General features: G+C 71.5%; 27 protein-coding genes, 1 pseudogene and 1 riboswitch. Of the genes and pseudogenes, 15 read left to right on the top strand and 13 right to left on the bottom strand.

The window, feature by feature from the left end; all coding sequences use genetic code 11:
* Positions 1 to 19: 19 nt before the first annotated feature.
* Entirely contained in the window at positions 20 to 199 is a 180-nt protein-coding gene (locus IEX22_RS15780) for a hypothetical protein (RefSeq protein WP_229659772.1), read from the bottom strand.
* Positions 200 to 620: 421 nt separating this feature from the next.
* On the opposite strand from IEX22_RS15780, the gene IEX22_RS04565 reads away from it, so the two are divergent.
* From IEX22_RS04565 to IEX22_RS04555, 3 genes are read left to right on the top strand one after another with little or no spacing between them, the layout of a single operon-like run.
* Positions 621 to 980 carry an ArsR/SmtB family transcription factor gene (locus tag IEX22_RS04565; RefSeq protein ID WP_188666843.1) on the top strand — a complete coding sequence of 120 codons (360 nt, stop codon included), beginning with the start codon at positions 621 to 623 and terminating at the stop codon, positions 978 to 980.
* On the top strand, positions 977 to 1543 hold the full coding sequence (locus tag IEX22_RS04560) for an SRPBCC domain-containing protein (RefSeq protein ID WP_188666841.1): 567 nt from the start codon (positions 977 to 979) through the stop codon (positions 1541 to 1543). The genes IEX22_RS04565 and IEX22_RS04560 overlap by 4 nt, the downstream gene beginning before the upstream one ends.
* The gene (locus tag IEX22_RS04555; RefSeq protein WP_188666833.1) at positions 1521 to 2303 is read left to right on the top strand and encodes an alpha/beta fold hydrolase; all 783 of its coding nucleotides are present in this window, start codon (positions 1521 to 1523) and stop codon (positions 2301 to 2303) included. Before IEX22_RS04560 ends, IEX22_RS04555 begins: the two co-directional genes overlap by 23 nt.
* A gap of 65 nt (positions 2304 to 2368) precedes the next feature.
* Here IEX22_RS04555 and IEX22_RS04550 read toward each other — a convergent pair whose 3' ends face one another.
* The 5 genes from IEX22_RS04550 to IEX22_RS04530 all read right to left on the bottom strand — a co-directional run bounded on the left by IEX22_RS04550 (position 2369) and on the right by IEX22_RS04530 (position 7342).
* Positions 2369 to 3055, bottom strand: a complete 687-nt coding sequence (locus tag IEX22_RS04550) for an SDR family NAD(P)-dependent oxidoreductase (RefSeq protein ID WP_188666831.1) — start codon at positions 3053 to 3055, stop codon at positions 2369 to 2371.
* Positions 3052 to 3906: a CoA transferase gene (locus tag IEX22_RS04545; RefSeq protein WP_188666829.1), complete on the bottom strand. Its 855-nt coding sequence runs from the start codon at positions 3904 to 3906 to the stop codon at positions 3052 to 3054. The genes IEX22_RS04550 and IEX22_RS04545 overlap by 4 nt, the downstream gene beginning before the upstream one ends.
* An 8-nt stretch (positions 3907 to 3914) precedes the next feature.
* A complete protein-coding gene (locus IEX22_RS04540) occupies positions 3915 to 4931 on the bottom strand; it encodes an aldo/keto reductase (protein ID WP_188666827.1) in 1017 nt (338 codons plus the stop codon).
* Between the two features lie 41 nt (positions 4932 to 4972).
* Positions 4973 to 5953, bottom strand: a complete 981-nt coding sequence (locus tag IEX22_RS04535) for an aldo/keto reductase (RefSeq protein ID WP_188666825.1) — start codon at positions 5951 to 5953, stop codon at positions 4973 to 4975.
* A 72-nt stretch (positions 5954 to 6025) separates the two neighbouring features.
* A complete protein-coding gene (locus IEX22_RS04530) occupies positions 6026 to 7342 on the bottom strand; it encodes an exodeoxyribonuclease VII large subunit (RefSeq protein WP_188666823.1) in 1317 nt (438 codons plus the stop codon).
* Between the two features lie 229 nt (positions 7343 to 7571).
* On the opposite strand from IEX22_RS04530, the gene IEX22_RS04525 reads away from it, so the two are divergent.
* The gene (locus IEX22_RS04525; RefSeq protein ID WP_188666821.1) at positions 7572 to 7838 is read left to right on the top strand and encodes a hypothetical protein; all 267 of its coding nucleotides are present in this window, start codon (positions 7572 to 7574) and stop codon (positions 7836 to 7838) included.
* Between the two features lie 82 nt (positions 7839 to 7920).
* Here the strand turns inward: IEX22_RS04525 and IEX22_RS04520 are convergent, their stop codons facing one another.
* Positions 7921 to 8316 (bottom strand): methyltransferase domain-containing protein, encoded by a 396-nt coding sequence (locus IEX22_RS04520; RefSeq protein WP_188666819.1) that lies wholly within the window; start codon positions 8314 to 8316, stop codon positions 7921 to 7923.
* 81 nt (positions 8317 to 8397) lie between these two features.
* Between IEX22_RS04520 and IEX22_RS04515 the strand changes: the two genes are divergently transcribed.
* The 6 genes from IEX22_RS04515 (at position 8398) to IEX22_RS04490 (ending at position 14124) form a co-directional block, all read left to right on the top strand.
* A complete protein-coding gene (locus tag IEX22_RS04515) occupies positions 8398 to 8985 on the top strand; it encodes a hypothetical protein (protein WP_188666817.1) in 588 nt (195 codons plus the stop codon).
* Between the two features lie 112 nt (positions 8986 to 9097).
* Positions 9098 to 11125 carry a glycoside hydrolase family 3 protein gene (locus IEX22_RS04510; protein WP_188666815.1) on the top strand — a complete coding sequence of 676 codons (2028 nt, stop codon included), beginning with the start codon at positions 9098 to 9100 and terminating at the stop codon, positions 11123 to 11125.
* 179 nt (positions 11126 to 11304) lie between these two features.
* Positions 11305 to 11395: riboswitch (SAM riboswitch) on the top strand.
* A 12-nt stretch (positions 11396 to 11407) separates the two neighbouring features.
* A complete protein-coding gene (locus IEX22_RS04505) occupies positions 11408 to 12637 on the top strand; it encodes a cobalamin-independent methionine synthase II family protein (protein ID WP_188666812.1) in 1230 nt (409 codons plus the stop codon).
* A gap of 109 nt (positions 12638 to 12746) precedes the next feature.
* Entirely contained in the window at positions 12747 to 13748 is a 1002-nt protein-coding gene (locus tag IEX22_RS04500; RefSeq protein WP_306464423.1) for an arsenic resistance protein, read from the top strand.
* 26 nt (positions 13749 to 13774) lie between these two features.
* Positions 13775 to 13930, top strand: coding sequence for a hypothetical protein (locus IEX22_RS04495; protein ID WP_188666811.1), 156 nt, complete (start codon positions 13775 to 13777; stop codon positions 13928 to 13930).
* Positions 13927 to 14124, top strand: coding sequence for a hypothetical protein (locus IEX22_RS04490; protein WP_188666809.1), 198 nt, complete (start codon positions 13927 to 13929; stop codon positions 14122 to 14124). Before IEX22_RS04495 ends, IEX22_RS04490 begins: the two co-directional genes overlap by 4 nt.
* 31 nt (positions 14125 to 14155) lie before the next feature.
* Here the strand turns inward: IEX22_RS04490 and IEX22_RS04485 are convergent, their stop codons facing one another.
* On the bottom strand, positions 14156 to 14704 hold the full coding sequence (locus IEX22_RS04485; RefSeq protein ID WP_188666807.1) for a TetR/AcrR family transcriptional regulator: 549 nt from the start codon (positions 14702 to 14704) through the stop codon (positions 14156 to 14158).
* A 208-nt stretch (positions 14705 to 14912) separates the two neighbouring features.
* On the opposite strand from IEX22_RS04485, the gene IEX22_RS04480 reads away from it, so the two are divergent.
* A complete protein-coding gene (locus IEX22_RS04480; RefSeq protein ID WP_188666806.1) occupies positions 14913 to 15287 on the top strand; it encodes a hypothetical protein in 375 nt (124 codons plus the stop codon).
* A gap of 4 nt (positions 15288 to 15291) precedes the next feature.
* On the opposite strand, the gene IEX22_RS04475 is transcribed toward IEX22_RS04480, so the two are convergent.
* Positions 15292 to 17118: a glycoside hydrolase family 15 protein gene (locus tag IEX22_RS04475; protein ID WP_268236857.1), complete on the bottom strand. Its 1827-nt coding sequence runs from the start codon at positions 17116 to 17118 to the stop codon at positions 15292 to 15294.
* Positions 17115 to 17693 (bottom strand): sugar O-acetyltransferase, encoded by a 579-nt coding sequence (locus IEX22_RS04470; RefSeq protein ID WP_188666804.1) that lies wholly within the window; start codon positions 17691 to 17693, stop codon positions 17115 to 17117. The genes IEX22_RS04475 and IEX22_RS04470 overlap by 4 nt, the downstream gene beginning before the upstream one ends.
* 55 nt (positions 17694 to 17748) lie before the next feature.
* Between IEX22_RS04470 and IEX22_RS04465 the strand changes: the two genes are divergently transcribed.
* Positions 17749 to 18672 (top strand): alpha/beta hydrolase, encoded by a 924-nt coding sequence (locus tag IEX22_RS04465; RefSeq protein WP_188666802.1) that lies wholly within the window; start codon positions 17749 to 17751, stop codon positions 18670 to 18672.
* A gap of 93 nt (positions 18673 to 18765) precedes the next feature.
* On the opposite strand, the gene IEX22_RS04460 is transcribed toward IEX22_RS04465, so the two are convergent.
* Positions 18766 to 19299, bottom strand: coding sequence for a hypothetical protein (locus IEX22_RS04460; RefSeq protein ID WP_188666800.1), 534 nt, complete (start codon positions 19297 to 19299; stop codon positions 18766 to 18768).
* The gene (locus tag IEX22_RS04455; protein WP_188666799.1) at positions 19296 to 19910 is read right to left on the bottom strand and encodes a hypothetical protein; all 615 of its coding nucleotides are present in this window, start codon (positions 19908 to 19910) and stop codon (positions 19296 to 19298) included. Before IEX22_RS04455 ends, IEX22_RS04460 begins: the two co-directional genes overlap by 4 nt.
* Before the next feature lie 379 nt (positions 19911 to 20289).
* Here IEX22_RS04455 and IEX22_RS15775 point away from each other — a divergent pair.
* A pseudogene (locus IEX22_RS15775) lies at positions 20290 to 20403 on the top strand (carbohydrate ABC transporter permease); the annotation flags it as partial.
* 36 nt (positions 20404 to 20439) lie between these two features.
* Positions 20440 to 21591 (top strand): App1 family protein phosphatidate phosphatase, encoded by a 1152-nt coding sequence (locus tag IEX22_RS04450; RefSeq protein WP_188666797.1) that lies wholly within the window; start codon positions 20440 to 20442, stop codon positions 21589 to 21591.
* 94 nt (positions 21592 to 21685) lie between these two features.
* Here IEX22_RS04450 and IEX22_RS04445 read toward each other — a convergent pair whose 3' ends face one another.
* Positions 21686 to 23269: a flotillin family protein gene (locus IEX22_RS04445; protein ID WP_306464422.1), complete on the bottom strand. Its 1584-nt coding sequence runs from the start codon at positions 23267 to 23269 to the stop codon at positions 21686 to 21688.
* A gap of 257 nt (positions 23270 to 23526) precedes the next feature.
* Between IEX22_RS04445 and IEX22_RS04440 the strand changes: the two genes are divergently transcribed.
* Positions 23527 to 24492 (top strand): AAA family ATPase, encoded by a 966-nt coding sequence (locus tag IEX22_RS04440; RefSeq protein ID WP_188667088.1) that lies wholly within the window; start codon positions 23527 to 23529, stop codon positions 24490 to 24492.
* Positions 24493 to 24501 lie beyond the last annotated feature (9 nt).

Raw genomic sequence — 24501 nt, 5'->3', positions numbered from 1 at the left:
GCGAGTTCCCGGAGCCACATCAGCTCCGGGTCGAGATCGCCCCCTCCTGCGTGGCCAGGGGAGTCAGGTGCGGATCCATGTCCGCGACCAGCGGGTGCAGTTCCGTCAGGCCGGTGTCGACGAGCACGCGCCCGCCGTCGCTGCGCGAGGTGCTCGCCTGGCTGAACGACGACGCGACTGCGTCGCTGGACGACGTCAACGACGCTCGGCAGACTGGAGCCACCGGAATCGAGGATGGATGACCAGGGCACACGCACTCGGCTGGGGAGACCGCCGCCCCGCGCGGCAGCGCCGTTCCTGGTCGCCCGCCGTGGTCCAGCAGGTTCGCCAGGAGAGCACCCCCCTCCGCCGGGGAGAAGCCCTTCCGCGCCCGGAGCGCGGCGAATCGGCAGGCCGCCGCGAAGGTCTACATCAAGGCCCGTGAGAAGGCCGGCCGGCCGGTGGCGCCGGAGATCCGACGCCTCGCCGACGGCAACTGAGCGAGTCGGACACCATCGTCGTCCATTGAACGGTCGTCATGCGCGCCCCACTGGGGATCGGCACGCGGCACACACCGGTGACGGCAGGCTTCTGGCCTCTACCTTCTTGACCGCGGCGAAACCCCGGCTTACTTTACTCATATGGAAATTTCCGTTAGCGGAAATAAGGGGCGAAGTGACGAGCTGGCGCTGACGTTCACGGCCCTGGCCGATCCGACACGCCTCGCCCTGGTCGATCGGCTCCGTGACGGAGACGCGACCGTCTCGGAGCTCGCCGCGGGCTTCCCCCTCGGCACCTCGGCGATCTCGAAGCATCTCACCGTGCTCGAGCGCGCCGGACTCATCTCGCGCCGCCGCGAGGCACAGCGTCGGCACTGCCACCTGGAAACCGGCGCCTTCGAACGCGTCGAGGCCTGGGCGCGCCGCCACACGCGGCTGTGGTCGGCCAGCATCGACCGGCTCGAGGACTACCTCGACGAGATGCCCGAGGAGGACGGATGATCGCGGCGACCACGGTGACGCGGCTGCCGCAGGCCCTCATCCTCACCCGGCGTTTCACCGCCCCGCGGGAGAAGGTCTTCCGGGCCCTGTCCCGTCCCGAGCATCTCCGACGCTGGTGGGGCCCGCCGTCCTGTCCCGTCGTCGACTGCACCGTGGACTTCCGACCTGGCGGCATCTGGCACTACCGGCTGCGCAGCACGGACGGCCAGGAGCACTGGATGCGAGCGGTGTACCGGGACATCGTGCCGCCCGAGCGGATCTCCTGGGTCGAGAACTCCTCTGACGAGCACGGTGCGGTGACCACGGCGCTCGCCCCCACCGTCACCACCCTCACCCTGGCGGCCACCGGCAACATCACCCTCCTCACGGCGGAGCTCCGGTACCACTCCACGACGGATCGCGACGCCGCCATCGCCCGGGGTGTCGAACGCGGCTTCGGCGCGGCGCTCGACGAACTGAACGGGCTGCTCGGCCGCGGCATGCCGGCCGCGTACACCACCACCGCGGTCCGCGACGGATCGCCCAGCCAGGGAGGAATCGATGTCCCAGACCATCTCCGCTGACGGAACCGTCATCGACCACGAGACCACCGGGTCCGGCCCGTCCGTCGTGCTCATCGACGGCGCGATGTGCTTCCGCGAGTCCGGTCCGATGCGGCCGCTGGCCGAGCAGTTGCGGGACCGGCTGACCGTGCACCTCTACGACCGTCGCGGACGCGGGCGAAGCTCGGACACGGCGCCGTACGCGGTCGAACGGGAGATCGAGGATCTCGCCGCGCTGATCGCCGCGACCGGCGGACCCGTTGCCCTCGTCGGGATCTCGTCCGGGGGAGCGCTGGCTCTCGCCGCGGCCGCCGCACTGGGCCCCGGACAGGTCGGTCGCGTCGCCGTGTTCGAACCCCCGTTCATGCCCGAACAGGCGCGCCCGGCGGCGGCGGCGTACACCGCCGAGCTCACCGCCGCACTGGCGGCGGACCGACCCGATGAGGCGGTGGCCGCGTTCCTGCGCCGGGTGGGGATGCCGCCGGAGGCCGTCGCGGGCATGCGCGGTTCGCCGGCGTGGGCGGGCATGGAAACCCTCGCCCCGACCCTTGCCTACGACGACGCCGTGATGGGGGACAGCTCGGTGCCGGCGCGGTGGGCGGAGATCCCGGTGCCGGTGCTGGCGATCGCGGGCGGCGCGAGTCCGGCCTTCCTGCGTTTCGGCGCCGAGGAGGTGGCCCGCACGGTGCCGAACGGCACGTTCTCCGTCATCGAGGACCAGGGCCACGACGCGGGCCCGGAGGCCCTGGCGGCGCTCCTCGTCCCGTTCCTCGCCGGCTGACGCCCCCCGAAAACAGCGATCCCCGGCACCAGATGGGTGTCGGGGCTCGCGTTCGTGTCAGGCGGTCAGGAGGCCGTGGGCTCCCACGACCCCGGCAGCTCTTCCGCGTACACCCGGAACTCGTCGTGGTGGGTGTGCAGGTGCCACAGCTTGTCGGCGACCGCGGCCGGGCTCTTGGTCGAGCCCTCGTCCCCCATCGCGCCGGGGATGATGATCTGCCCGACGCCGATGTTCTCGTCCTTCAGCGTCTCGTGCAGCATGGCGGCGAACGCCGTCTCGCCCGCGAAGGCGATCGACGTGCCCGCGACGCCGGAGCTCGGCTTCGCGCCCGACCCGCCGTTGACGAGCAGGATCGAGCCCGTGCCCAGCGTGCGCATGCCCTGCAGCACCTGGTGGGCGGCGGCGACCGGCCCGTAGATGGAGAACTCGACGGCGCCCTTGAGGTCCTCGACCGTGGTCTCCAGGACCGGGCGCAGGAACTCCTTCTGCGGCAGCGGGCTGTACTGCAGCACCTCGATCAGGCCGAGTTCCTGCGTCGCCCGATCCAGCGCGGCGATGAGCGACTGCGGGTCCCGCACGTTTGCGGTGTACCCGCGGGCGGTGATGCCCTCACCCTGCAGCTCCGCGGCCAGTGCGTCGACCCGCTCCTGGTTGCGCGCGATCAGCGCGACGTCGAACCCCTCGGATCCGAACTTGCGGGCGACGGCGGCGCCGAGTCCCTTGCCTGCTCCGACGATGGCGATGGTGCTCATGTGTCTCCTTCGGTTGGTTGGTCGTGCTGGGAAATCTGGTGGACGGTGACGATGGGCAGGTCCCGCTCGCGGCCGAACCGCTCCCACGCCGCCGACGTGTCCTCCGCGAACCGCGCGGTCAGCTCCGCACGGGTGCCACCGACGAGCTGCGTCAGCCGTGCGGCGAAGTGCGGCTCGATCGCCGCGACGGCGACGTGCCCATCGGCCGTCGCGTACAGCCCGTACTGCTCCAGGCCGCCGCCGAGCGGCGTACCGGGACCGGTGAGCCCGTGCCGGAGGGCGGCCGCCGCGTCGTGTGCCGCCTCGGCGAGGACGACGCGCTGGTGCGCCGGGGCACCCACTTCCCGCAGCCGCAGGGCGACCAGCGCGGCGGACACCGCTCGTTCGGCACCGAGCAGGTCGGCGACGGGAGCCACCGGCATCGACAACTCCGCGTCGGTCGAGGACAGCAGCCCGGCCTCCGCCTGGAACGTGAGGTCGTGCCCGGGCCGGCCGTCGTCGTGTCCGACGATCTCGACGTGCGCCAGGCCGAGCCGCGCGACCAACTCCGGCAGCCCGAGTCGTGCAGCCGCCTCCGCGCGCATCGCCGTGACGAGCACGTCCGCGCCGGTCAGCAGCTCCTCGAGACGGGCGGCCTCCCGCTTCAGGTCCAGCGTCACCACGGTCACGTCCCGGTGCAGGTCGCGGTACCAGGCCGGTGCGGCCGCCCGGAGCGGGTCCCCGGACGGCGGTTCGACCTTCGTCACCGACGCCCCGAGCGACGCCAGCCGACCCACGGCCAGCGGGCCGGGCAGGTTGATCGCGAGCGAGACGACGGTGACGCCGACCAGCGGGTGTGACTGCCGGGTCACCGGCGCGTTCACCGTCGACGCGACGCCGGCTGCAGCTCCCGGTCGCCGTAGCTGTTGTCGTCGGGATTGAGCGTCACGCCCGGCGCGACGATCTCGTCGATCCGGTCCAGCACGTCGTCCGTCAGCGTGATGTCCGCGGCCGGCAGGTAGGACTCGAGCTGCTCCATCGTGCGCGGTCCGACGATCGCCGCCGTCACGCCCGGGTGGTTGATGACGAACGCGATGGACAGCTCGATCAGGCTCATGCCTGCGCTCTCCGCCAGCTGCGCCAGGTCCTCGACGACGTCGAGCTTGCGCTGGTTGGCGGGGGCGCTCATGTCGAACCGGGCGCTCGGCCGGCGGCTCGACGCAGGTGCGCTCGGCGCGTCCTTCCGGTACCGGCCCGAGAGCCAGCCGCCGGAGAGCGGACTGTAGGTCAGGGTGCCCATGCCGTGCCGCTGCGTCGTGGCCAGCACGTCCTCCTCGATGCCCCGGACGAGGATCGAGTACGGCGGCTGCTCGGTGACGAACCGCTCGAGGTGGCGCTCCCGCGCCGCCCACTGCGCCTCGACGATCTGCGACCCGGAGTAGGACGAGGAGCCGAGGTAGCGGACCTTGCCCTGCCGCACGAGGTCGGTGAGCGCGCCGAGGGTCTCCTCGACGTCGATGTCGGCGCTCGGGCGGTGCACCTGGTAGAGGTCGAGGTGGTCGGTCCGCAGCCGGCGCAGCGAGTTCTCCACCTCGCGCATGATCCAGCGCCGCGACCCGCCCCGGTGGTTGACGTCGTCGTCCATCGGCAGCGCGAACTTGGTGGCGAGCACGACGTCGTCACGCCGTCCCTGCAGCGCCTCGCCGACGATCTCCTCGGAGACCCCGGCCGAGTAGACGTCGGCGGTGTCGACGACATTGATCCCGGCGTCGAGCGCGCGGTGGATGATGCGGATGGCGTCGGCGCGGTCGTCGGTGCCCCAGGGGCCGAACATCATGGCGCCGAGGCAGAGCGGGCTGACCTGGACGCCGGTGCGTCCGAGGGGTCGGCAGTCCATGGGTCTCCTTGCTGGTCGAGTCTCTCGGGGGCGGTGCCGATCTAGAAGAAGGTCGGCTCGCGCAGCTCGTAGTGCTCCTCGAGCGCGCCCACCTCGTCGTCGGTCAGCTCCAGGTCCAGCGCGGCGACGGCGTCCTCGAGGTGGTGCTGCTTGGTGGCGCCGACGATGGGGGCGGTCACCACGGGATTGCGTAGCACCCACGCGAGGGCGACCTGCGCCATGGACACGCCGCGCTCGCCGGCGATCTTCTCGACGGCGTTCACCACCTGCTCGTCGCCGTCGCGCCACAGCGGCCGGCCGAACATGTCGGTCTGCCGGTCCTCGTCCGAGCGCTTGGTGCCGTGCTGGCCCCACGGCCGGGCGACCTTGCCGCCAGCGAGCGGGGACCACGGGATGCAGCCGACACCCTGGTCCTCGAGCAGGCCGAACATCTCGCGCTCCTCCTCGCGCATCAGCAGGTTGTACTGGTCCTGCATGGAGACGAACGGCGTCCAACCGCCCTCGTACGCGGCCGACTGCAGCTTCGCGAACTGCCACGCCCACATCGAGGAGGCGCCGAGGTAGCGCACCTTGCCGGCCTTGACGACGTCGTGCAGGGCCTCCATCGTCTCCTCGACCGGGACCTCGGGGTCGAACCGGTGGATCTGGTAGAGGTCGATGTAGTCGGTGTCCAGGCGCTTCAGCGAGGCGTCCACCTGCTCCATCACGGCCTTGCGCGACAGACCCTGGCCGCCCGGGCCGTCGTGCATGGGGGAGAAGAGCTTGGTCGCGAGGACCACCTGCTCGCGAGAGGTGTACGTGCCGATGGCGCGGCCGACGATCTCCTCCGACGAGCCGTGCCCGTAGATGTTGGCGGTGTCCCAGAAGGTGATGCCCGCCTCGACGGCCTGCCGGAAGATCGGCTCGGCGTCGTCGTCGCCCAGCGACCACTCCAGCTGCGAGCCCGGCGTGCCGAAGCTCATGCAGCCGAGCACGATGCGGCTGACCTTCAGTCCCGACGATCCCAGTCGTGTGTACTCCATGACGGCCACGCTACGCGGGCACGAGGACGGGAGGGAGGCTCTGTCAGTACCTCGTTCGCCGGGAATATCGGCTCAATGGTGATCGAGAGCTCGCATTCGTCGTGGTGTTCGCACCGCCTCCATGCCGCTGAACCAGGCCTCGGAACCGAACGGGGGCGGAGACTGCGTCGGGGATCGTCGACGGACGCGGCGACGTGGACGAACGGCCCGCTTCCGCGCTCGCAGGAAGTGGAGAACGAGAACCGGCAATGCGATGCCCACGAGCGCGAACAGGAGAGGAAGTGACGGGCCGAGCAGGGTGGTGCCCGCCTGTGACAGAGCGATACACGCCATGACCCCGGCAAGAAGCGTGATGAGCGCGTGCGAGCGTCCGCGCGTCCCGATTCTCTCGAGCGCCAGCGCACGAGTGCACGCGACGCGATGGTGGTGTTGCCATCGAGCGGCATCGTGTGCCGAGGCGGCGTCCGCGCGGAGCGCCGTCGCGTGCTCCTCCAGCTGCACGAGGCGCACGCGCGTCTCCTCCAGCTGCCGTTTCACCTCCTCGTCCATGACGACGGGGCGGGCGGCAGGCGGTGCAGGCGGCCACGCCTTGCCGCCCACCCGTCGGCGAGTGTGCGGCGGTCCGCTGCTTCGGCGCAGTCGAGCGGCGATCTGATGCGCCGCCTCAGTGGGAGTGGAGACGTCGACGGCGGAGACGACGCTGACGAGCGGCTGATCAGCACTGTGGCCAAGCGCGGTCATGACCGGGACGGGCGAGGCGACGACCGCATTGAGGAGACCGATGTCGCTGAGCGGCAGCCAGTCTCGCCAGGTGCCGCCTCCGCGGTAGAGCAGGATCAGGTCGGCGTCCTTGACCTTTGCCAGCTCGGCGATGATCTGGTCGGGCTCGTGGAAGGACGCGGGACTTGCCCAGGTGGCTTGGACGCGGAGTTCTGGCGGGCTCAGTGGCCCGGCGATGTCCGCTCGGGTGGCGCCGTGTCGAGGACCGATGCAGTGCAGCCGGAGAGGTGACGGGAGGGCGAGGTCGATGCTTCCGCGGTTTCGTGTCGCCCTCTCCATCAGCACGCGCGCAGCCTCGGACAGCCGGGGATCGCCGCGAACCGCGTCGGAGCGGAGAGCGCGTGCAACGGGCCCAAGTCCGGCGTGTGGCCGGTGTTTGATCCCTGTCACCTCGAGTCGTGTGCCGAGGCTCTTCGCGTCGACGACGAGCGTGCCGGTGACATCGACGACGTCGCCCACACCGACCTGCAGCACCGACGACCTTGCGGTGAGGTGAAGCGACGGAAGCGACGCCGTTGGTCTGCCCGTCGCATATTCGATCAACGTGGCGTGCGCCATGCCCCCGTAGATCCGGCACTCCCTGATCTCCCCGAAGAGTTCGACGCTCATCCTCACCTGTTGCTCCACCTGCGCGCGCAGCGCGGAGACGGAACAACGGTGACGGGGGAGATCTTGAGCTTCCGGTGCTGGCCCCATGTCGTCATGCTGCCAGGGAGCACCGACAATGTGGATGGTCCGCCCCTGATGACGAATCAACGTCGCGCACCGTCGCCTCGTGCCCGAGTGGACCCGCCGACGGGCGTGTCCCTACCCTGGTCGCGACGACAAGAGAGGCACCATGGCGGACTGGCGGTTCGAGTTCGACGATCAGTCGCAGCAGGTGATCGCCGGATCCGAGGACGACGCCGAGCGGCTCGCGGCGATGACGGACGAGCTCCGTGAGGCCATGACGTCGGTCAATCGCTGCGCCGACCGCCTCGGTTCACTCGTGCGTGAGGTCGTGGCAAGAGGCGATGGGTCACGTGGCTGGGTCGCCTCCGTGACTGGCTTGACGGTGAGCCAGGTCCAGGCAGCCCTCGACGACCGGCCGATGTTCGGCAACTGATCGCTGACAGGTCTCACGTGAGGCCTGAACCACGCCGTCGAACACCACGAACGGCCAGGCGAAGCCCGGGGGCCACCCTTGATCAGGTAGGCGTCGAGGCAGGTGCGCACGAAACCGGCCCGGTCCGTCGCACCCGGCGGGCCTCGCGCAGGCCGGCATCGACATCGTCCACGCTGCACAGCACCACCACGGACAGGACGACGTCCGCGCTGCCCGTCTCCACCGGCAGCGCCTCGGCCCGCGCGGCCAGCGGCGGACGCAGTCCCCGTTCCCGGGCGGCGGCGGCCAGCGTGGTACGCAGACGGCGGTTCGGTTCGGTGCCGATCCAGTCGACCGACGCCGGCAGGTCGGGCAGATTGCGGCCCGCCCCGGAGCCGATCTCCACCACCGTCCCGGTCAGCCGGCTCAGCAGGTCCCGCCGGCTCAGCAGGCCCAGCCGCACCTGCCGCAGCCCCTCGATGGCGATCGGCGTCGTCATGATTCCCAATCGGCTCCGGTGGAGCCGCGATGTCGAGGGGTGGATGGGACACGACCGGGCGGGCGGTACTAGCCTCGTGCCATGACCGAGGACCCGAAGGCGATGGCACGATCCCTCCTGCATGACCTCGCCGATCGACCGCTAGGAGGGGCGGAGCTCGCGTCGGGCCGGACGCTGTTGCCGTTCAGCGCCTCGCTCTTGATCGGCGCGGAGAACCTCCTCGCCAAGGCAGCACGCGCGTGGAGGAACGATCGCGCCAGGGCGGAGCGGTACGTGGATCGAGCGCTCGCCCTGCCGTTCGATGAGCACGAGGAGGCCTACCCCGCCGCGCGCGCCGCCACCCTGTACCTGTACCAGCTGATCACCGCGGCGATCGACGAGCTGGAGGACGACGACGAGTCCTGGCTCGACGCGGCGATCACCGTCCTGCGCAGCAGCACCGGCGCCGGCCAGGCCGAACTGCGCGACGCGCTGGAGGACGTGCCGGTGATCGGGGGCATCTCCGAGACGGAGGAGGACCGGCTACTGCGGGCGATCGGTGCGGTGCCGGAGGAGCCCGGGCGGGTCGAACTCGACGATCGGCCCATCGGCGAGCTGCGCGATCGCATCCTCGCCGTCCTCGACGTCGGTGCCGCCTTCGAGGACGCCTTCGCGCAGCTGCGTCGCTGAGCCGGGTACCCGTCCCCGCGCGGCAACCGCTGGCAACCCCGGGCAGCGCGAGGCGTGGCTCACTAGCCTCGGGAACGATTGTCGACGATGCCGCTCGCCCGGAAGGACCCCCATGCCCACCACCCAGCCGACTCTCGGGGCGCGCAGCAGCCGGATCCTCACCGTCGACGGCCTCGAGTTCAAGGACCTCAACGGCAATGGCGTCCTCGACCCGTACGAGGACTGGCGCCTGCCGGTTGCCGAGCGGGTGGCCGACCTCGTCGGGCGGATGACGACGGCGGAGAAGGCCGGCCTGATGCTCATCACGTCCCACTACATGGGCGCCTCCGCCATCATCGAGGACCCGGACCAGGGCCTGCTGAACACGCACGAGAAGTGGTCCGACACGAACTTCTGGGCCGCCGAGACCTCCTCGACGTACCGCTTCGACCCGCCCGTCCTCGACTACACCGGCTCCGAGAAGGCGATCAACGACCTGGGCCTGCGGTATCTGATCATCCGCGACAACCCGACGTCGCACGATCTCGCCGTCTGGACCAACGCCCTGCAGGAGCTGGCGGAGTCCTCGACGCACGGCATCCCCGTCGTCATGGTCTCCAACCCGCGCAACCACGTCTCCGACAGCGCCATCTTCGGCGTCGCCGAGGCCGCCGACCAGATGTCGCAGTGGCCCGGCGAGCTGGGCCTGGCCGCCACGGGCGACGCCGATCTCGTCGAGGAGTTCGGCCGGCTCGCCGCCCGGCAGTGGCGCGCCGCCGGCATCACCAAGGGCTACATGTACATGGCGGACATCGTCACCGAACCGCGCTGGTCCCGCGCCTCGGGCACCTTCGGGGAGAACCCGGAGCGGGCCGCGGCGATGATCGGCGCGGTCACCCGCGGCTTCCAGGGGCGCACGCTCGGCGCCCACTCGGTGTCGCTGACCACCAAGCACTTTCCGGGCGGCGGCCCGCGCGACAAGGGCCACGACCCGCACTTCGAGCACGGCCGCTACCAGCCGTACCCCACCGCGGGCAGCCTCTACCGCTACCACCTGCCGGTGTTCCAGGCGGCGATCGAGGCCGGGACGACGTCGATCATGCCCTACTACGCGACGACCATCAACGCCATGTCGGCCGCGCAGCTGAAGAACGGCCGGCCGTTCGACGAGGTCGGCTTCGCCTACGACAAGTACCTGCTCACCGAGGTGCTGCGGAACGAGCTCGGCTTCACCGGCTACATCAACTCCGACACCGGCATCTCCACCGGCATGCCCTGGGGGATGGAGTCCGCGACCCGCTCCGAGCGATTCGCCCGCGCCATCGACGCCGGCGTCAACGCGTTCGCCGGTGACGGCAATCCGCAGCCGCTCATCGACGCCGTCGAGCAGGGACTGGTCAGCGCCGCGCAGCTCGACCGCTCGGTGACCTACCTGCTGACCGAGATGATGGAGCTGGGCCTGTTCGAGAACCCGTACGTCGACCCCGACGCCGCCCAGGCCATCGCCGAGGACTCGGGCATCCAGGCGCTCGCGGACGAGGCGCACCGGAAGTCGCTCGTGCTGCTGCGCAACGACGCCGGGGTGCTGCCGCTGGCGCGTGAGGACGACGTCGTCCGCCTCTACGTCGAGGTGTTCACCGGCAACGACGCGGCGGGGGAGACGGCGACGATCGCCGGCGAGGTGAGCGACGCGCTCGCCGGGACGGACGGCATCACCGTGGTCGACGTGCTCGAGGACGCCACCCACGCGCTGCTGTGGGTGCGGCCGGGCATGTCCCTGCTCAACGACAAGCCCGACACCGACCTCTCCATCGCCCTGGACGCCGAGACCGGGATCGACGCCGATCGCATCGTCGAGATCGAGGAGCGGGTGCCGACGGTGCTCGCCGTCAACTTCACCAACCCGTGGCTGCTGGACCGGGTAGCACCGGGCGCGTCGGCCGTCGTCGGCACCTTCGGCGTCCTCACCGACGCGCTGGTCGACCTGATCCGCGGCGCGATCACCCCGTCAGGGACGCTGCCGTACACGATTCCGGCCGACGACGCCGCGGTGCGCGGCAACGCCTCCGATGTGCCGGGCGCAGACGAGCCGACCGGCTACGCCTACATCGACGCCACCGGCGCGGAATACGTGTTCGGGTACGGGCGCGACCGCTTCTGACGCCGGGTCGGCCGGAGCAGCGGTGCAACCACGACACCGAGTGTGACCGGTGTGACAGGAGTCATCCCGATCTCGTCACAGCCGCCACCTCCGTCCCACTCGGTGTAGCCGCTGCTCCGGGTCGGCGTGCGGCGACATCCTTTGCGCGCTCGGCCACGCCTCTGGTAGTTCTGGCGGGGTAACCATCCGGAGCGGCCGAGAGACCTGGCTCGTCGACGCCGCAGCAACCTCCCGATTCGGGCACGGTGCTACTGCCAGGACCGATGGAGAGGTGGCCCTGCCATGTCCTTGAACACCGACCACATCCGCGTGACCCACACCGGGTCGCTGCCCCGGACCCCGGAACTGCTCGCCGCCAACGCGGCCCGGCAGGCCGACGGGATCACCGACGAGTTCCGTGAACTGCTCGAGGCGTCCGTCGTCGACATCGTCGCCCGGCAGAAGAAACTCGGCATCGACATCCCGAACGACGGCGAGTACGGCCACGAGATGAGCAACGACGTCGACTACGGCGCCTGGTGGAACTACTCGTTCTCCCGGCTCGGCGGCCTGCAGCCCGGCGACGGGGACCGCTGGGCCGACCCCGAGGTGCATCGGTCCAGCCCCGGCAACATCGTCCTGACGTCCTTCCCGGACCGGCGCGACTGGTCCCGGTTCCGCGAGGCGTACACCGACCCCAACGGCGGCGTCCTGACTGGCCGCAAGCCCGTCATCCAGCCGAAGGTCGTCGCCCCGCTGACTTACACCGGCCACGACCTGGTCCGCTCCGACGTCACCAACCTCACGACCGCCCTGGCGAAGGCCGGCATCGAGGACGGGTTCCTCGCCTCCCTCTCGCCGGGCTCGTGTGCGCGGATCGGCAACGACTACTACAAGACGCCCGAGGAACTCGTGTGGGCGTCCGCTGAGGCCATGCGCGAGGAGTACCTCGCGATCGTCGACGGCGGCCTGACCGTCCAGCTGGACGACCCGTCGCTCGCCGAGAGCTGGGACCAGATCAACCCCGAGCCCACGGTCGAGGACTACCTCGACTTCCTCAAGGTGCGCATCGAGGCCACCAACTGGGCGCTGCGCGGCATCCCGCAGGAGAAGGTCCGCCTGCACGTGTGCTGGGGCTCCTGGCACGGTCCGCACACCACCGACATCCCGTTCCAGGACATCGTCGACACGGTGCTGCAGGTCAACGCCGGCGCCTACTCGTTCGAGGCCGGCAACGTCCGGCACGAGCACGAGTGGCGGGTCTGGCAGGACACGGAGCTGCCCGAGGGCAAGTCGATCATCCCGGGCGTCGTCTCCCACGCGACCAACGTCATCGAGCACCCCGAGCTGGTCGCCGACCGGATCGAGCGGTTCGCCTCGCTGGTGGGCCGCGAGCGGGTGATCGCGTCGACGGACTGCGGGCTCGGGGGCCGCGTGCACCCGCAGATCGCCGTCGCCAAGCTCGAGGCGCTCGGCCAGGGCGCGGCCCTGGCCACCAAGCGGCTGTGGAAGACGGCGGACGTGCTCGTCTGAGCCGTCGATTCACCTCGGCAGGTCCGGATCCCGTGCGACGGGGTCCGGGCCTGCCGGCGTTCTGGGGAGCCCGCGCGGCCCGGCAGGGAAGAGCGGGCAGGATGGAGGCGTGACCGGACGGGCGTGGATGGAGCGGCACCAGGTGGCCCTGTACCTGGGGTCGATCGCCGTCGGTGCCGCCGCCGGGCTGCTGATTCCGGGGACCGCCGTGCCGGCCGAGGCGATGATCCTGCCGGTGCTGGCCCTCCTGCTCTACGCGACATTCCTGGCCGTGCCCGTCGCGCGGATCGGTGCGGCGCTGGCCGACCGCCGCTTCTTGGTCACCGTGCTGGCCGTGAACTTCGTCGCCGTCCCCGTCGTGGCGCTGGCGCTGTCCACGATCCTCGCCGGCCGGCCGGCCCTGCTGTTGGGGGCGCTCGTCGTCCTGCTGGCGCCCTGCATCGACTACGTCATCGTCTTCACCGGGCTGGCCGGTGGCGCGGCGGACCGACTCGTCGCGTCGACGCCGGTGCTGATGCTCGTCCAGCTGCTGGCGGTCCCGGCCGTGCTGGCGCTCGCCGTCGGCCCCGGCGTCCTCGGCCTGCTGGACCTCGGTCCGTTCCTGACCGCCTTCCTGGCCCTCATCGCGCTGCCGCTGGCCGCGGCGTGGCTGACGCAGGCCGCACGGGAGCGGGACGTCCGCGCGGCCGCCGTGCTCCTGGACGGCGGGGCGGCCGCGATGGTGCCGCTGATGATGGCGACGCTCGCGGTCGTCGTCGCCTCGCAGATCACGCGTGCGGTGAGCCGGCCGACGACGGTGCTGCTCGCCGTCCCGGTCTTCGTCCTGTTCGCGGTCCTCATGGTGGCGGTGGGCGTTGTCGCCGGCCGAGTCGCCCGCCTGGATGTCGCCGGCCGGCGCGCCGTCGTCCTCACCGGCGTCACCCGCAACTCGCTCGTCGTGCTGCCCATCACCCTCGGACTGCCCGGGGAGATGGCGGTGGTGCCCGGCATCGTGGTGACACAGACGCTCGTCGAACTGATCGTCCTGGTGATCCTGGTCCGCCTGGTACCGCGGCTGATCCCGGAACAGCGTCGGGGTGGGGTTCACGACGGCTCATGGGCCGGGCGGTGAAGCGGCGGGCGTGACAGGCTGGCACCATGGCGACGCGCGATCGGTACCGGGCGGCCCGGGTCGACGACCCCGGCACGTACGCCCGGATCGCCGACCACTACCCTGCCGGACTCGAGGTCGAGCTGAGCCACGCCACCGTGCTCGCCGACCTGGTGAACGGCGCTGCCGGGAGCGCCGGATGAGCGCCGCAGCCGACCTGGAGACGCTGCGCCGCTGGGATGACGCGGGCGGCCACTGGCGCGTGGTGGGGCGGTCCGCCACCGGGGTCACGGTCGCGCTGTGCCGGTGCGACGGGGGCGAAGAGCTGCAGCGGTTCACCTCCGACGACGCCGACCTGCTCGCCTGGCTCGGCAACCGGGACGACGCCACCGGCTGACGGCCACCCACCGATCCCGCCGACGACGCCGTCAGACGGCGGCGATGCAGCCGCGGACGGCGAGCTCGACGGTCGGGCGCAGCGGAGCGTCCCGGTCCACCGTCAGCCGGTTGAGGATGAGGCCGGCGCTGAAGGCCATGAACGCCCGGGTCGCCGCGTCCGGCTGGGTCGCGCCGAGCGACGTGAGCAGCTCCCGCGTCCACGCCTCGAAGCGCACCCGCTGGGCGCGCAGCGGCGCCTGGACGTCCGCGTGGCCGCCCATCTCGAGGAACAGGGCGTACCGGGTCCGCGTGCGGTCGGCGTTCGCGCCGGTCAGGTCCTCGAGAACGCCGCAGAAGGCGTCGACCACCTCGTCCAGGGTCCCCGGCGAGGTCATCGACGCGGCCAGTAGCGCCCGCTCCTGCTCGGCGATCCAGTCGGTGACCCCGGCGACGAGGGCGGCGCGGGTGCGGAAGTGGTTCGACGTCGACCCCCGCGGCAGGCCGGCTTCCGCATCGACGCGCCCGTGGGTCAGGGCGCGGACGCCCTGGGTGCCGACCAGGCGGATCGCCGCGGCAATGGCGCGTTCCCGAGTGCTCACCGGCTCACCGTAGCATCGGACTACTACGTTCGTAGTGACAAGGCACTACGAACGTCGTACCGTTCGAGGCATGGCACTCGTGGTGCTCGCGGCGTGGATCATCCAGGCGGCCGCGGGCGTGGCTCTGCTGGTCCGATGGCTCCGCAGGTCGAGTACGCTCCGCAGGTCGAGCACGCTCCGCAGGTCAGGCACGCTCCGCAGGTCGAGCATGCTCCGCAAGTCAGGCACGCTCCGGAACGCTGCCGGGCGCTCGGCCTCGACGGTCCTCACGCACGTCGGTCTCTCCCTCACCGGCCTCGCGCTGTGGATCGGCTTCCTGGTCAGCGGCAACGTGCTGCCGGCATGGCTCGCCCTCGCCGCGATCACGGCCGGCAACAGCCTCGGCGACTCCCTGCTCATCGCCCGCGGCCGGCGGCTGACCGGTGAGCGCCGCGGCTTCTGGCCGGACTACGGCGCGGCGATCGCTGCCGTCTTCCGGGGCCGGATGCCGCGCACGGTTATCTTCCACGCCCTGTTCGCCGGGGTCGTGTTCTTCTCCTGCCTCGGCGTGTGCATCGGGGCGACCATCGCTGCGGCGGCGTGAGTACTCAGTCGGCCGCGCCGTCGGCCGAGTCGCCGTCCGCATCGGCCAGCGTGATCGCCGCGTTGACCAGGGCCAGGTGGCTGAGCGCCTGGGGGAGGTTGCCCCAGAAGTCCCCGGTCGCGGGATCGACCATCTCGGCCATCATCCCGACGTCGTTGGGCAGCACTCGCACCAGCTCGTCCATCAGCGTCCGCGCGTCGGCGCGGTCGCCGGTCAGGTGCAGTGCGGAGACGAGCCAGAACGAACAGGCCGCGAACGCGTGCTCCTGGCGCTGCATGCCCGAGTAGCGGTGGAGGTAGGGCCCCGAACCGAGCTGGTCCCGGAGGGCACGAATCGTCGAACGCATCCGGTCGCCACGCTCGAAGCCGCTGATGGCATGGAGCAGGATGGAGGCGTCGAGCTCCGTCGACCCGGGGTACCAGGTGTAGGTCTGCCGGTTCTCGTCCCACCCCTCCGTCTGCACCCACTCCCGGATCTTCTCCGCCTCGGCCTGCCAGCGGCGGGCATCGCCCGGGATCTGGCCGACCTCGGCCAGGCGCACCGCGCCGGTCAGTGCCTCCCAGGCGCCGAGCTTCGAGGTGACGTAGTGCCGGTTCTCCTTCAGCTCCCACATCCCGGCGTCCGGCTCGCGCCACCGGTCGCAGGCCAGGTCCGCGATGGCGGCGAGCACGCGTCCCGTCTCGGTGTCGAGCACGTGGCCGTGGTCGACGTAGAGCCGGACGATGGTGAACAGGTCGCCGAAGATCCCCAACTGCAGCTGGTCGGCGGCGGCGTTGCCGTTCACCACCGGGCCGATGCCGCGCCACCCTGGCGCATCCGTGCGCTGCTCCCGCGCCGGGGGCAGCGACCCGTCCAGGGCGTAGAAGATCTGCGGCTGCGGGCCGTGCTCGCGGACGCGGCGCAGCATCCAGCTCATCGCGGCGTGCGTCTCCTCGCGCAGCCCGAACCGGAACAGCGCCTTGAGCCCGTACGCGGTGTCGCGCACCCAGGCGAACCGGTAGTCCCAGTTCTTCGGCGCCGTCGTCGACTCCGGCAACGACGTCGTCGCCGCGGCCGTCATCCCGCCGGTCGGGGCGTACAGCAGCAGCTTGAGGACGAGGGCGCTGCGGTGCACCTGGTCCTGCCACGGCCCGTCCCAGGAGAACTGGTCGCTCCAGGCCCGCCACGCGTCGATGGTCCGGTCGATGCCGGCGTCGAGCTCGGCGGGCGGCTGCAGGAACAGCGGCTCCTTCTCGGTCGCGACGAGCCCGACGACGTGCCGGGATCCCGCGGTGGCCGTGAACGTGATCCGCAGGCTCACGTCCTCGGTGCTGACGTCGGTGCCCTCCCCGGCGCGCACCCCGAGGGTGAGCCCGTCCAGCCGCAGCACCAGCCCGTGCACGGTGTCGTGCAGCCAGGGGGAGGCGGTGCGCAGGGCGGTGCCGGGCATGACGACGGCGCGCATCGGCACGGTGCCGGTCAGCCCCTCGACCCGGCGGGCCAGTTCGACCCAGGGGAGCCGGCCGGCCACGCCCACGTTGAGGGCGTCGGTGAGCCGCATGCTGCCGGTCGCCGTCGTGAAGGTGGTGGCGAGGATGTTGGTCGCGCCGACGTACTCCCGGGTGACGGTGAAGTCGTCGACCGGACGGACGCCGTAGTAGCCGCCGAGGTCGGCGTCGAGCAGGGCGCAGAAGGCGGGCACGCCGTTCAGGCCGGGCAACGGCAGCCAGTCGATCCGCCCGTCCAGGGCGACCAGGGCCATCGTCCGGCCGTCCCCGATCGCGGCGTAGGAGCGCAGGTCGGCGTCCCCGTCGTCGTCGCGCGTCGGCGCGACCGGTGCCGGCTCGCTCACAGGGTCTTGATCACGCGGGCCGGGTTGCCGACGGCGACCGAGTTCGGCGGGATGTCGCGGGTGACGACGGCGCCGGCGCCGATGACGCTGTTCTCGCCGATGGTGACGCCGGGGCAGACGATGACGCCGCCGCCGAGCCAGACGTTGTCCTCGAGGGTGATGGGCTGGGCGGCCTCGAGCTTGTCCCGCCGCGGCTGCGGGTCCAGCGGGTGGGTCGGCGTCAGCAGCTGGACGTGAGGGCCGAGCTGGCAGTGCTCGCCGATCGTGCTCGGGGCGACGTCGAGCGCGGTCAGTCCGTAGTTGATGAACGTGTGCGCGCCGACCGAGATGAAGGAGCCGTAGTCGACGTAGACCGGCGGCTTGACGTGCACGTCCTCACCGACGTGCCGGAAGAGGCGCCCGAGGACTGCCTGGGCACGGATGGGGTCCTCGGGGTAGGCGGCGGCGAACTCGGCGGCCAGCTTCATGCCGCGGCGGGACTCGGCCTCGCTCTCCGGGTCGTCCGCGATGTAGAGCTCCCCGGCGAGCATGCGCTCGCGGTTGGTGCGGGGATCGCCCGCGAAGTAGTCCACCATGCGACCAGCCTACGGAGGTGGCTAGGGTGAAGGCTGCCGACCAGGAGGTTCGCTCGTGTCGATCCTGTCCCGCCCGCCCGTCGCCTCCGCCGTCGCGCGCCTGATGCAGGCCGGCACGATGGCCGCGGGCCACCGGCTGACCGCGCGCATGCGTGCCCGGCTGCCGGAGTTCACCGCGACGACCGAGGAGCTCGTGATCCCGACGTCGGTCGGGATCGCTCGCACGACGGTCTACCGGCCGCTCGCGCCGGTGTCGGCGACGCCTCCCGTCCACGTCAATCTGCACGGCGGCGGCTTCGTGATGGCGACGACCGAGCTGGACGATCCGCTGTGCCGGGCGCTCGCGGCCCAGACCGGGGCGGTGGTGCTCAACGTCGACTACGTCGTCGCTCCCCGGCACCGGTTTCCCGTGGCCACGTATCAGATGCACGAGGTGCTGCGCTGGGTCGTCGCGCACGGCACCGAGCACGGATGGGACGGCAGCCGGCTGACCGTCGGGGGGCAGAGCGCGGGTGGCAGCCTGGCCGCGGGCGCCTCCCGCCTGGCATTCGAGCAGGCCGACCCCGCCATCGCGCTGCAGGTGCTGCACTACCCGGCCCTGGATCTGTCGATCGACCCGCAGCAGAAGCACTCGCCGCTGGCGAAGCCCCTGCTGCGCCCCTGGATGCGCGAGGTGTTCGACACCGCGTACGTCCCGCCGCCGGCCGATCGCACGGATCGGCTCGTGTCCCCGGCCGGCGCCGCCGATACCGTGGACCTGACCGGCATCGCTCCCGCCGTCGTCATCGCCGCGGAGTACGACATCCTCCACGACGAGGCGAAGCGGTACGCGGACCGGCTCGCCTCGGTCGGCGCCCTGGTCGAGTACCGGGAGATCGCGGGGGCGGACCACGGCTACGACGGGTTCGACGACGAGCTGGCGCGGACGAGCTACGCGCTCATCGCCGAGCACCTGCGCCGGGCGGTCGGCACGGCCTGACGGTCTTTTCTGCGGCGAGATGTCGATTCGCGCCGTCATGGGGATCCGATGACGGCGCCGAACGACATCTCGCGGCTCCAGGGGCCGTCGCGGTCAGCTCACGCAGAGGAGCGACGCGAGGACGAGCACGGTGGCCCAGCCCAACGCCACCAGGGTCGGGTCCGCTGTGGTCGAGACCCGGAGGACCAACCACACGACCAGGGCGACATGGAGAAAGACGACGATCGCGATCGATCCGCGCCCTCGTCCGGCGGACTTCTCGATCTCCTCGCGGAATCCGGGCAACGGCTGGTCCGGGATCCGCCGCGCATGCCAGGCTCGATGCAGTTGACCGACCAGCGGTTGACGGTCGTCCCTCAACCGCGCCTTTCGACGGGACCACACCCAGAGCGCCGCCATGGGCACCCCGAACAGCAGTCCTCCGCCTGAGGTGATCAGAATCAGCTCGCCGGTGAGCGGCTGGATCCGTCTCGGGACCAGGAGGGTCAGCGCTGCCATCTCGACCACGGCGAAGCACGCCGCCGAGCCGAGGGCGAGCACCGCCAGGCCGAACGGCCCCCTTCGGTCGATCGGGCTGGCGCTCTCCGGGTCGCGGGCGTAGAGCGCCCAGCGATTCGGCCGGCTCATGCGTCCGCCGCCTCGTGCGCCCGTTCCCGCTCCCACCACTGGGCCAGTAGCACGTTGCCGGTCCGCCACCTGCGCGCGCCACTCACCAGGGCGACGACGCCGAGGACCGCGACGACGACGGCGACGACCCAGGCGAGGGCGGCGAATCCGGGGTCCGTCGTGGTGCCGGCGCGGTACACCGCGTAGCCGCCGAAGGCGCCGGCGGCCAGGGGCGCGATGACGGTCTGCACCCCGGCGCCGTCGCGCAGGCTGGTCAGCGGGTGGAGCATCCCGTCGGCGTCCTCCGGCAGCTGCCGGGCGCGGAGCGCGCGGAACACCCGCACGTCCAGCCGCAGTTGGTCGCGGTCGCGGGTCCGCAGACGCCGCCGGCGGCGAAGGATCAACCAGAGGCACAGCGATCCGTACAGCGGGCCGGCGATCCAGTAGCCGACGTTCGTGGACACGTTGCCGCGGAACCAGCCGGCACGGAAGCCGTCGATGACCGTCATGAGCGCGGGAAAGAGGAGTGCGTAGGCCACCCCGGTGGCGGCCAGGCCGAACCGCCCCAGCCGGTCGAGCCGGTTCGTGCTCTCCGGAATCGGGGCATACAGCGCCCACCGGTGCGAGCTCATGCGGCTCGGCTCGCCGAGATGTCGATGGCTGTCGTCATGAGCGACGTCTGACGACACCGCACGACATCTCGCTGCCCGCACTCCACCATGTCGTCTTCCCCTGCGTTCTCCGGCCCCCTGCGCACAGCGTAGGGGGCCGCCACGTCCGACGGAAGGATATCGCCGCACGTCACGAAGGGGGGTTCGCTCAGCGGGGCTCCAGGGCGCGCGCCACCGCGGCCCAGGACGCCGCCGCCCACGCCTGCGGATGGCAGGAGGCCGGTTACGGCTGCGGCGGGTGATGGCCGAGCGCGACGGGCGTCCGGGTCGGCGCCGGGCACGTCGGGAGGTCGAGTCGTGAGTCAGACCGTGAACCAGACCGTGGCCGCGGCCGAGAGCGCAGTTCCCGCTCAAGCTCGCGGCCGCGGCCCCGATGACGATCCCGGTGGCCGTCGTGTTCGCCGTCTTCCAGCGGCGGATCATGAACGCGAGCGCCGGAGCGGTCAAGGAGTGAGACCGGGCCGGATCGCGCCTTCAGTAAGCTGGGCGGATGCCTGAGCAGCCAGACCCGAGCCCGCCCCTGCAGCGCCTGCGCCGGGCGTGGCGCCGCAGTGACGGCATCCCCGAGCGGTTCCCGGAGGCGCAGGAGCTGCTGATCGAGGCGAAGGAGCAGGCCAGCAACATCGCCTACCGCGTCGAGGAGCGGGTCCACGCCTGGCGGGAGGGCCGCGCCCGGCGCCGGAACTTCACGCCCACCGTGGTCCCGTCCACCGGGTACGGCACGACCTCCTGGATCCGCGTGCTCGGCCGGGCGGTGATGACCCGGGAACGATTGCTGGACCGCTTCACCGGCGAGGACGTGCTCAGCGTGCGCGGCTGGCGGTCCTTCCTGTCGATCCCCATCGCCGACGCCGTCGTGACGGTGCGGATCGGCGACACCGAGGTGGAGGTCACCGCGGACCACGGCGGCGTCATCGACGTCGCCGTCGACGTCGACCTGCCGCCGGGGTGGCACGAGATCGGGTTGTCCACGGAGGGCTCGACTCCGCAGACCGCCCAGGTGCACGTCGTCGCGGACGAACAGCAGATCGGCGTCGTGTCCGACATCGACGACACTGTCATGGTCACGGCCCTGCCCCGGCCCATGCTCGCCGCGTGGAACACGTTCGTCCTGGACGAGCACGCCCGCACCCCGACCCCCGGCATGGCCGTGCTCTACGAGCGGCTGCACCGCCAGTACGCGGGCGCCGCCTTCCTCTACCTCTCCACCGGCGCCTGGAACGTCGCCCCGACGCTGCGCCGCTTCCTCAGCCGCAACCTCTACCCGGACGGCCCGCTGCTGCTGACCGACTGGGGCCCCACCCACGAACGCTGGTTCCGCAGCGGCCAGCAGCACAAGGTCAACAGTCTGCGCCGGCTCGCCGAGGAGTTCCCGCACGTCAAGTGGATCCTGATCGGCGACGACGGCCAGCACGACCCGGCGATCTACGGCGAGTTCGCCCGCCGCTACCCGCAGAACGTGGCCGCCGTGTGCATCCGCGAACTCTCGGCGTCGGAAGCGGTGCTGGCCGGCGGCCTGGCCCGGGAGCCACAGCCGATGGCCAACGGCGTGCAGTGGCTCACCGGCCCGGACGGGCGGGGGCTGGCCGCCCAGCTCGCCGACGCCGGCCTGCTCGACCCCGACCGCGGGGGCCGGCCCTGACCGCGCCGCTCGGCCACTGACCACGCCGGCGCGCCCCGGTCCTCGTGCGGAGGGCCGGGGCGCGTCGTCGTCAGCGGGACGGAGAGGGGAGCGCTCAGCTCTCCTGCGCCGGCGGCGCCCCGTGCGAGCCGTTCGCGCGAGCCGCGGCACCGTCGGACGCGGCGCCGGCCTCGGCACGGGCGCGCACCTCCCGGCCACCCCGAGCTGCGCGCTGCAGGGTCTCGGTGAAGTCGACGCCCGTGGTGGAACCGACCATCTCGAGCACTTGCGCCAGACCCAGCGAGATGTTCTGGCCGATCTTCGCCTCGCCGTCGGTCGAGAACACGGACAGCTTCTCGATGTTCGAGTACGGGCGGGCGAGCTCGCCCGCGACGGTCGGCAGCACCTCGAGCACCTGGGCGAGCACCGCGGCGTCGTTGAACTGCTGGTACGCCTCGGCGCGGGCGCGGGTGGTTTTCGCCTCCGCCTCGCCCTTGGCGCGGATGGAGGTGGCCTCCGCCTCACCGCGGGCTCGCAGCGAGCTGGCCTCCGCGTCGCCCTGGGCCCGGAGCGCGTCCGCCTGGGCCTGGCCTTCCAGGCGCACCGCCTCGGCGTCCTTCGAGCGACGCTGCAGCTCGATCTCGGCCTCGGCGCGGCCGCGTGCCTCGATGGCGTGGGCCTCGGAGTCCGCGGAGACCTTCCGGGACTCGGCCCGATTGCGCTCGTCGGCCAGCTGGGCCTCCGAGTCCGCGATCCGTGCGTACTTCTTCGAGTCCGCGTCCTGCTGCTCGGCGTAGCGCTTGGCCTCGGCCGGCTTGTGCACCTCGGCGATGAGCTGCTTCTCCCGCAGGTCGTTGTTGCGGACCGCGATCAGCTCCTCCTGCTCGATGATCCGCTGCTGCTGGGCGGCGCGGGCCAGCGGGCCGGCGGCGTCGGCCACCGCCTGCCGCGCGTCGGTCTGCTCCTTGATCTCCGCCTGGCGCAGGTCGAAGGCCTGCTTCGACTCGGCCTCCTGCTGCAGGTTCACGTTCCTGGCCTGGGTGGCCTCACGGTTAGCGTCGGACTCGGCGATCGCCGCCCGCTTGGCGACGAGCGCCGCCTCGGGCCGGCCCCAGTCGCGCAGGTAGGAGCCGTCGTCCTCGACGGCCGAGATCTGGAACGTGTCGATGACCAGGCCCTGGTTGTTCATGGAGTGCTCGGCCTCGGCCTGGACCTGGCTCGCGAAGGACGCGCGGTCGCGGATGATCTGCTCGACGGTGAGCGTGCCGACGACGGCGCGCAGGGTGCCGGAGAGGATCTCCTGGGTGTAGTGGTCGATCTGCTGCTGCTGGTCCAGGAAGCGCTGGGAGGCCTTGCGGACGTCGTCGACGTTGCCGCCCACCTTCACCTGAGCCACCCCGCGCAGCCGCAGGAAGATGCCGTTCATCGAATAGCCCTCGACCTCCACCGGGATCTGCCGGGAGCTCAGGCTGAGCACGAAGGCGCGGTCGAAAATGGGCCGCACGATGGCCCGCCCGCCGATGACCACCCGGGCGCCGCCGGATTCGAGGTCGATGTCCCCGTTGGGGCTGGTCCGGGCACTGCGACCCGTGATGATGAGCGCCTCGTTCGGCGCGGCGATGCGGTAGCTGCGCATCAGCATCAGCACGAGCACGACGAGGATGACGACGACGATCGCCGCGACGACGATGATGGGCACGAATGCGTCCAATGGATTCCCCCTGGATCGAATGAAGCCGCACGTGAGAGCGCGGGATGTCACCATCCTGCCATTGCGGGCGGGATCGGGGGAGGGATCGGTTCCTGAGCGGACGCCGGGAGTGCGCCCACCGCTCCTGCCACCTCGGCTAGGCTTCGAGCAGCGAGAGATCTCGATGTCATCCGACGGAGCAGGAGCTGACCGTGAGCCAGTCCGCGAGTGCGTCCCTTCGGTCGACCGCCATCGACGCCGAGACCATGGCCGCCGCCGAACGGTCGCTCACCGCGGTCGCGAGCGCCTACGACGCCAAGGTGGTCGGCCAGCAGCGCCTGCGGGAGACCCTGCTTGTCGCCCTGCTCACCGGCGGCCACGTGCTGCTCGAATCCGTGCCCGGCCTGGCCAAGACCACGGCGGCCACCACGCTCGCCGCCGCCGTCAACGGCACGTTCCGGCGCATCCAGTGCACCCCGGACCTGCTGCCCTCCGACATCGTCGGCACCCAGATCTACGACGCCGCGCAGGCCGCGTTCGTCACCCAGCTCGGCCCGGTGCACGCCAACGTCGTCCTCCTCGACGAGATCAACCGCTCCAGCGCCAAGACGCAGAGCGCGATGCTCGAGGCCATGCAGGAGCGGCAGACGACGATCGGCGGCACCGAGTACTCGCTGCCCGAGCCGTTCCTCGTGCTGGCCACCCAGAACCCCATCGAGCAGGAGGGCACCTACCAGCTGCCCGAGGCGCAGATGGACCGCTTCATGCTCAAGGACGTGCTCGACTACCCGACGCCGGTGGAGGAGGCGGAGATGCTGCGCCGCATCGACGCCGGCGTCTACGCCCCCGACCGGGTCCACCCCGCGGTGCTCGAGCTGCACGACGTGCAGACCCTGCAGGCCACGAGCCGGCAGGTCTACCTGGACCGGACCATCGGGGAGTACATCGTCGGGCTGGTCTACGTGACCCGGAACGCGGCGCGCTACATCGACCCGCGGCTGGCCCGGTACATCGAGTTCGGGGCGAGCCCGCGCGCGAGCATCGCCTTCGCCCAGGCGGCGCGGGCCGTCGCCCTGCTCGACCGGCGGGACCACGTGCTGCCCGAGGACGTGAAGTCCCTCGCCCACCGGGTGCTGCGGCACCGCCTCATTCTCGGCTTCGAGGCCGTCGCCCAGGGCGTGCCGGTCGAGACCATCATCGACGCCGTCGTCGCGGCCGTCCGCACCCCCTGACCCTCCCGC

The organism is Tersicoccus solisilvae (assembly GCF_014643255.1).
Taxonomy (GTDB): Bacteria; Actinomycetota; Actinomycetes; order Actinomycetales; family Micrococcaceae; genus Tersicoccus; species Tersicoccus solisilvae.
This window is presented reverse-complemented; position numbering and strand designations above follow the sequence as displayed.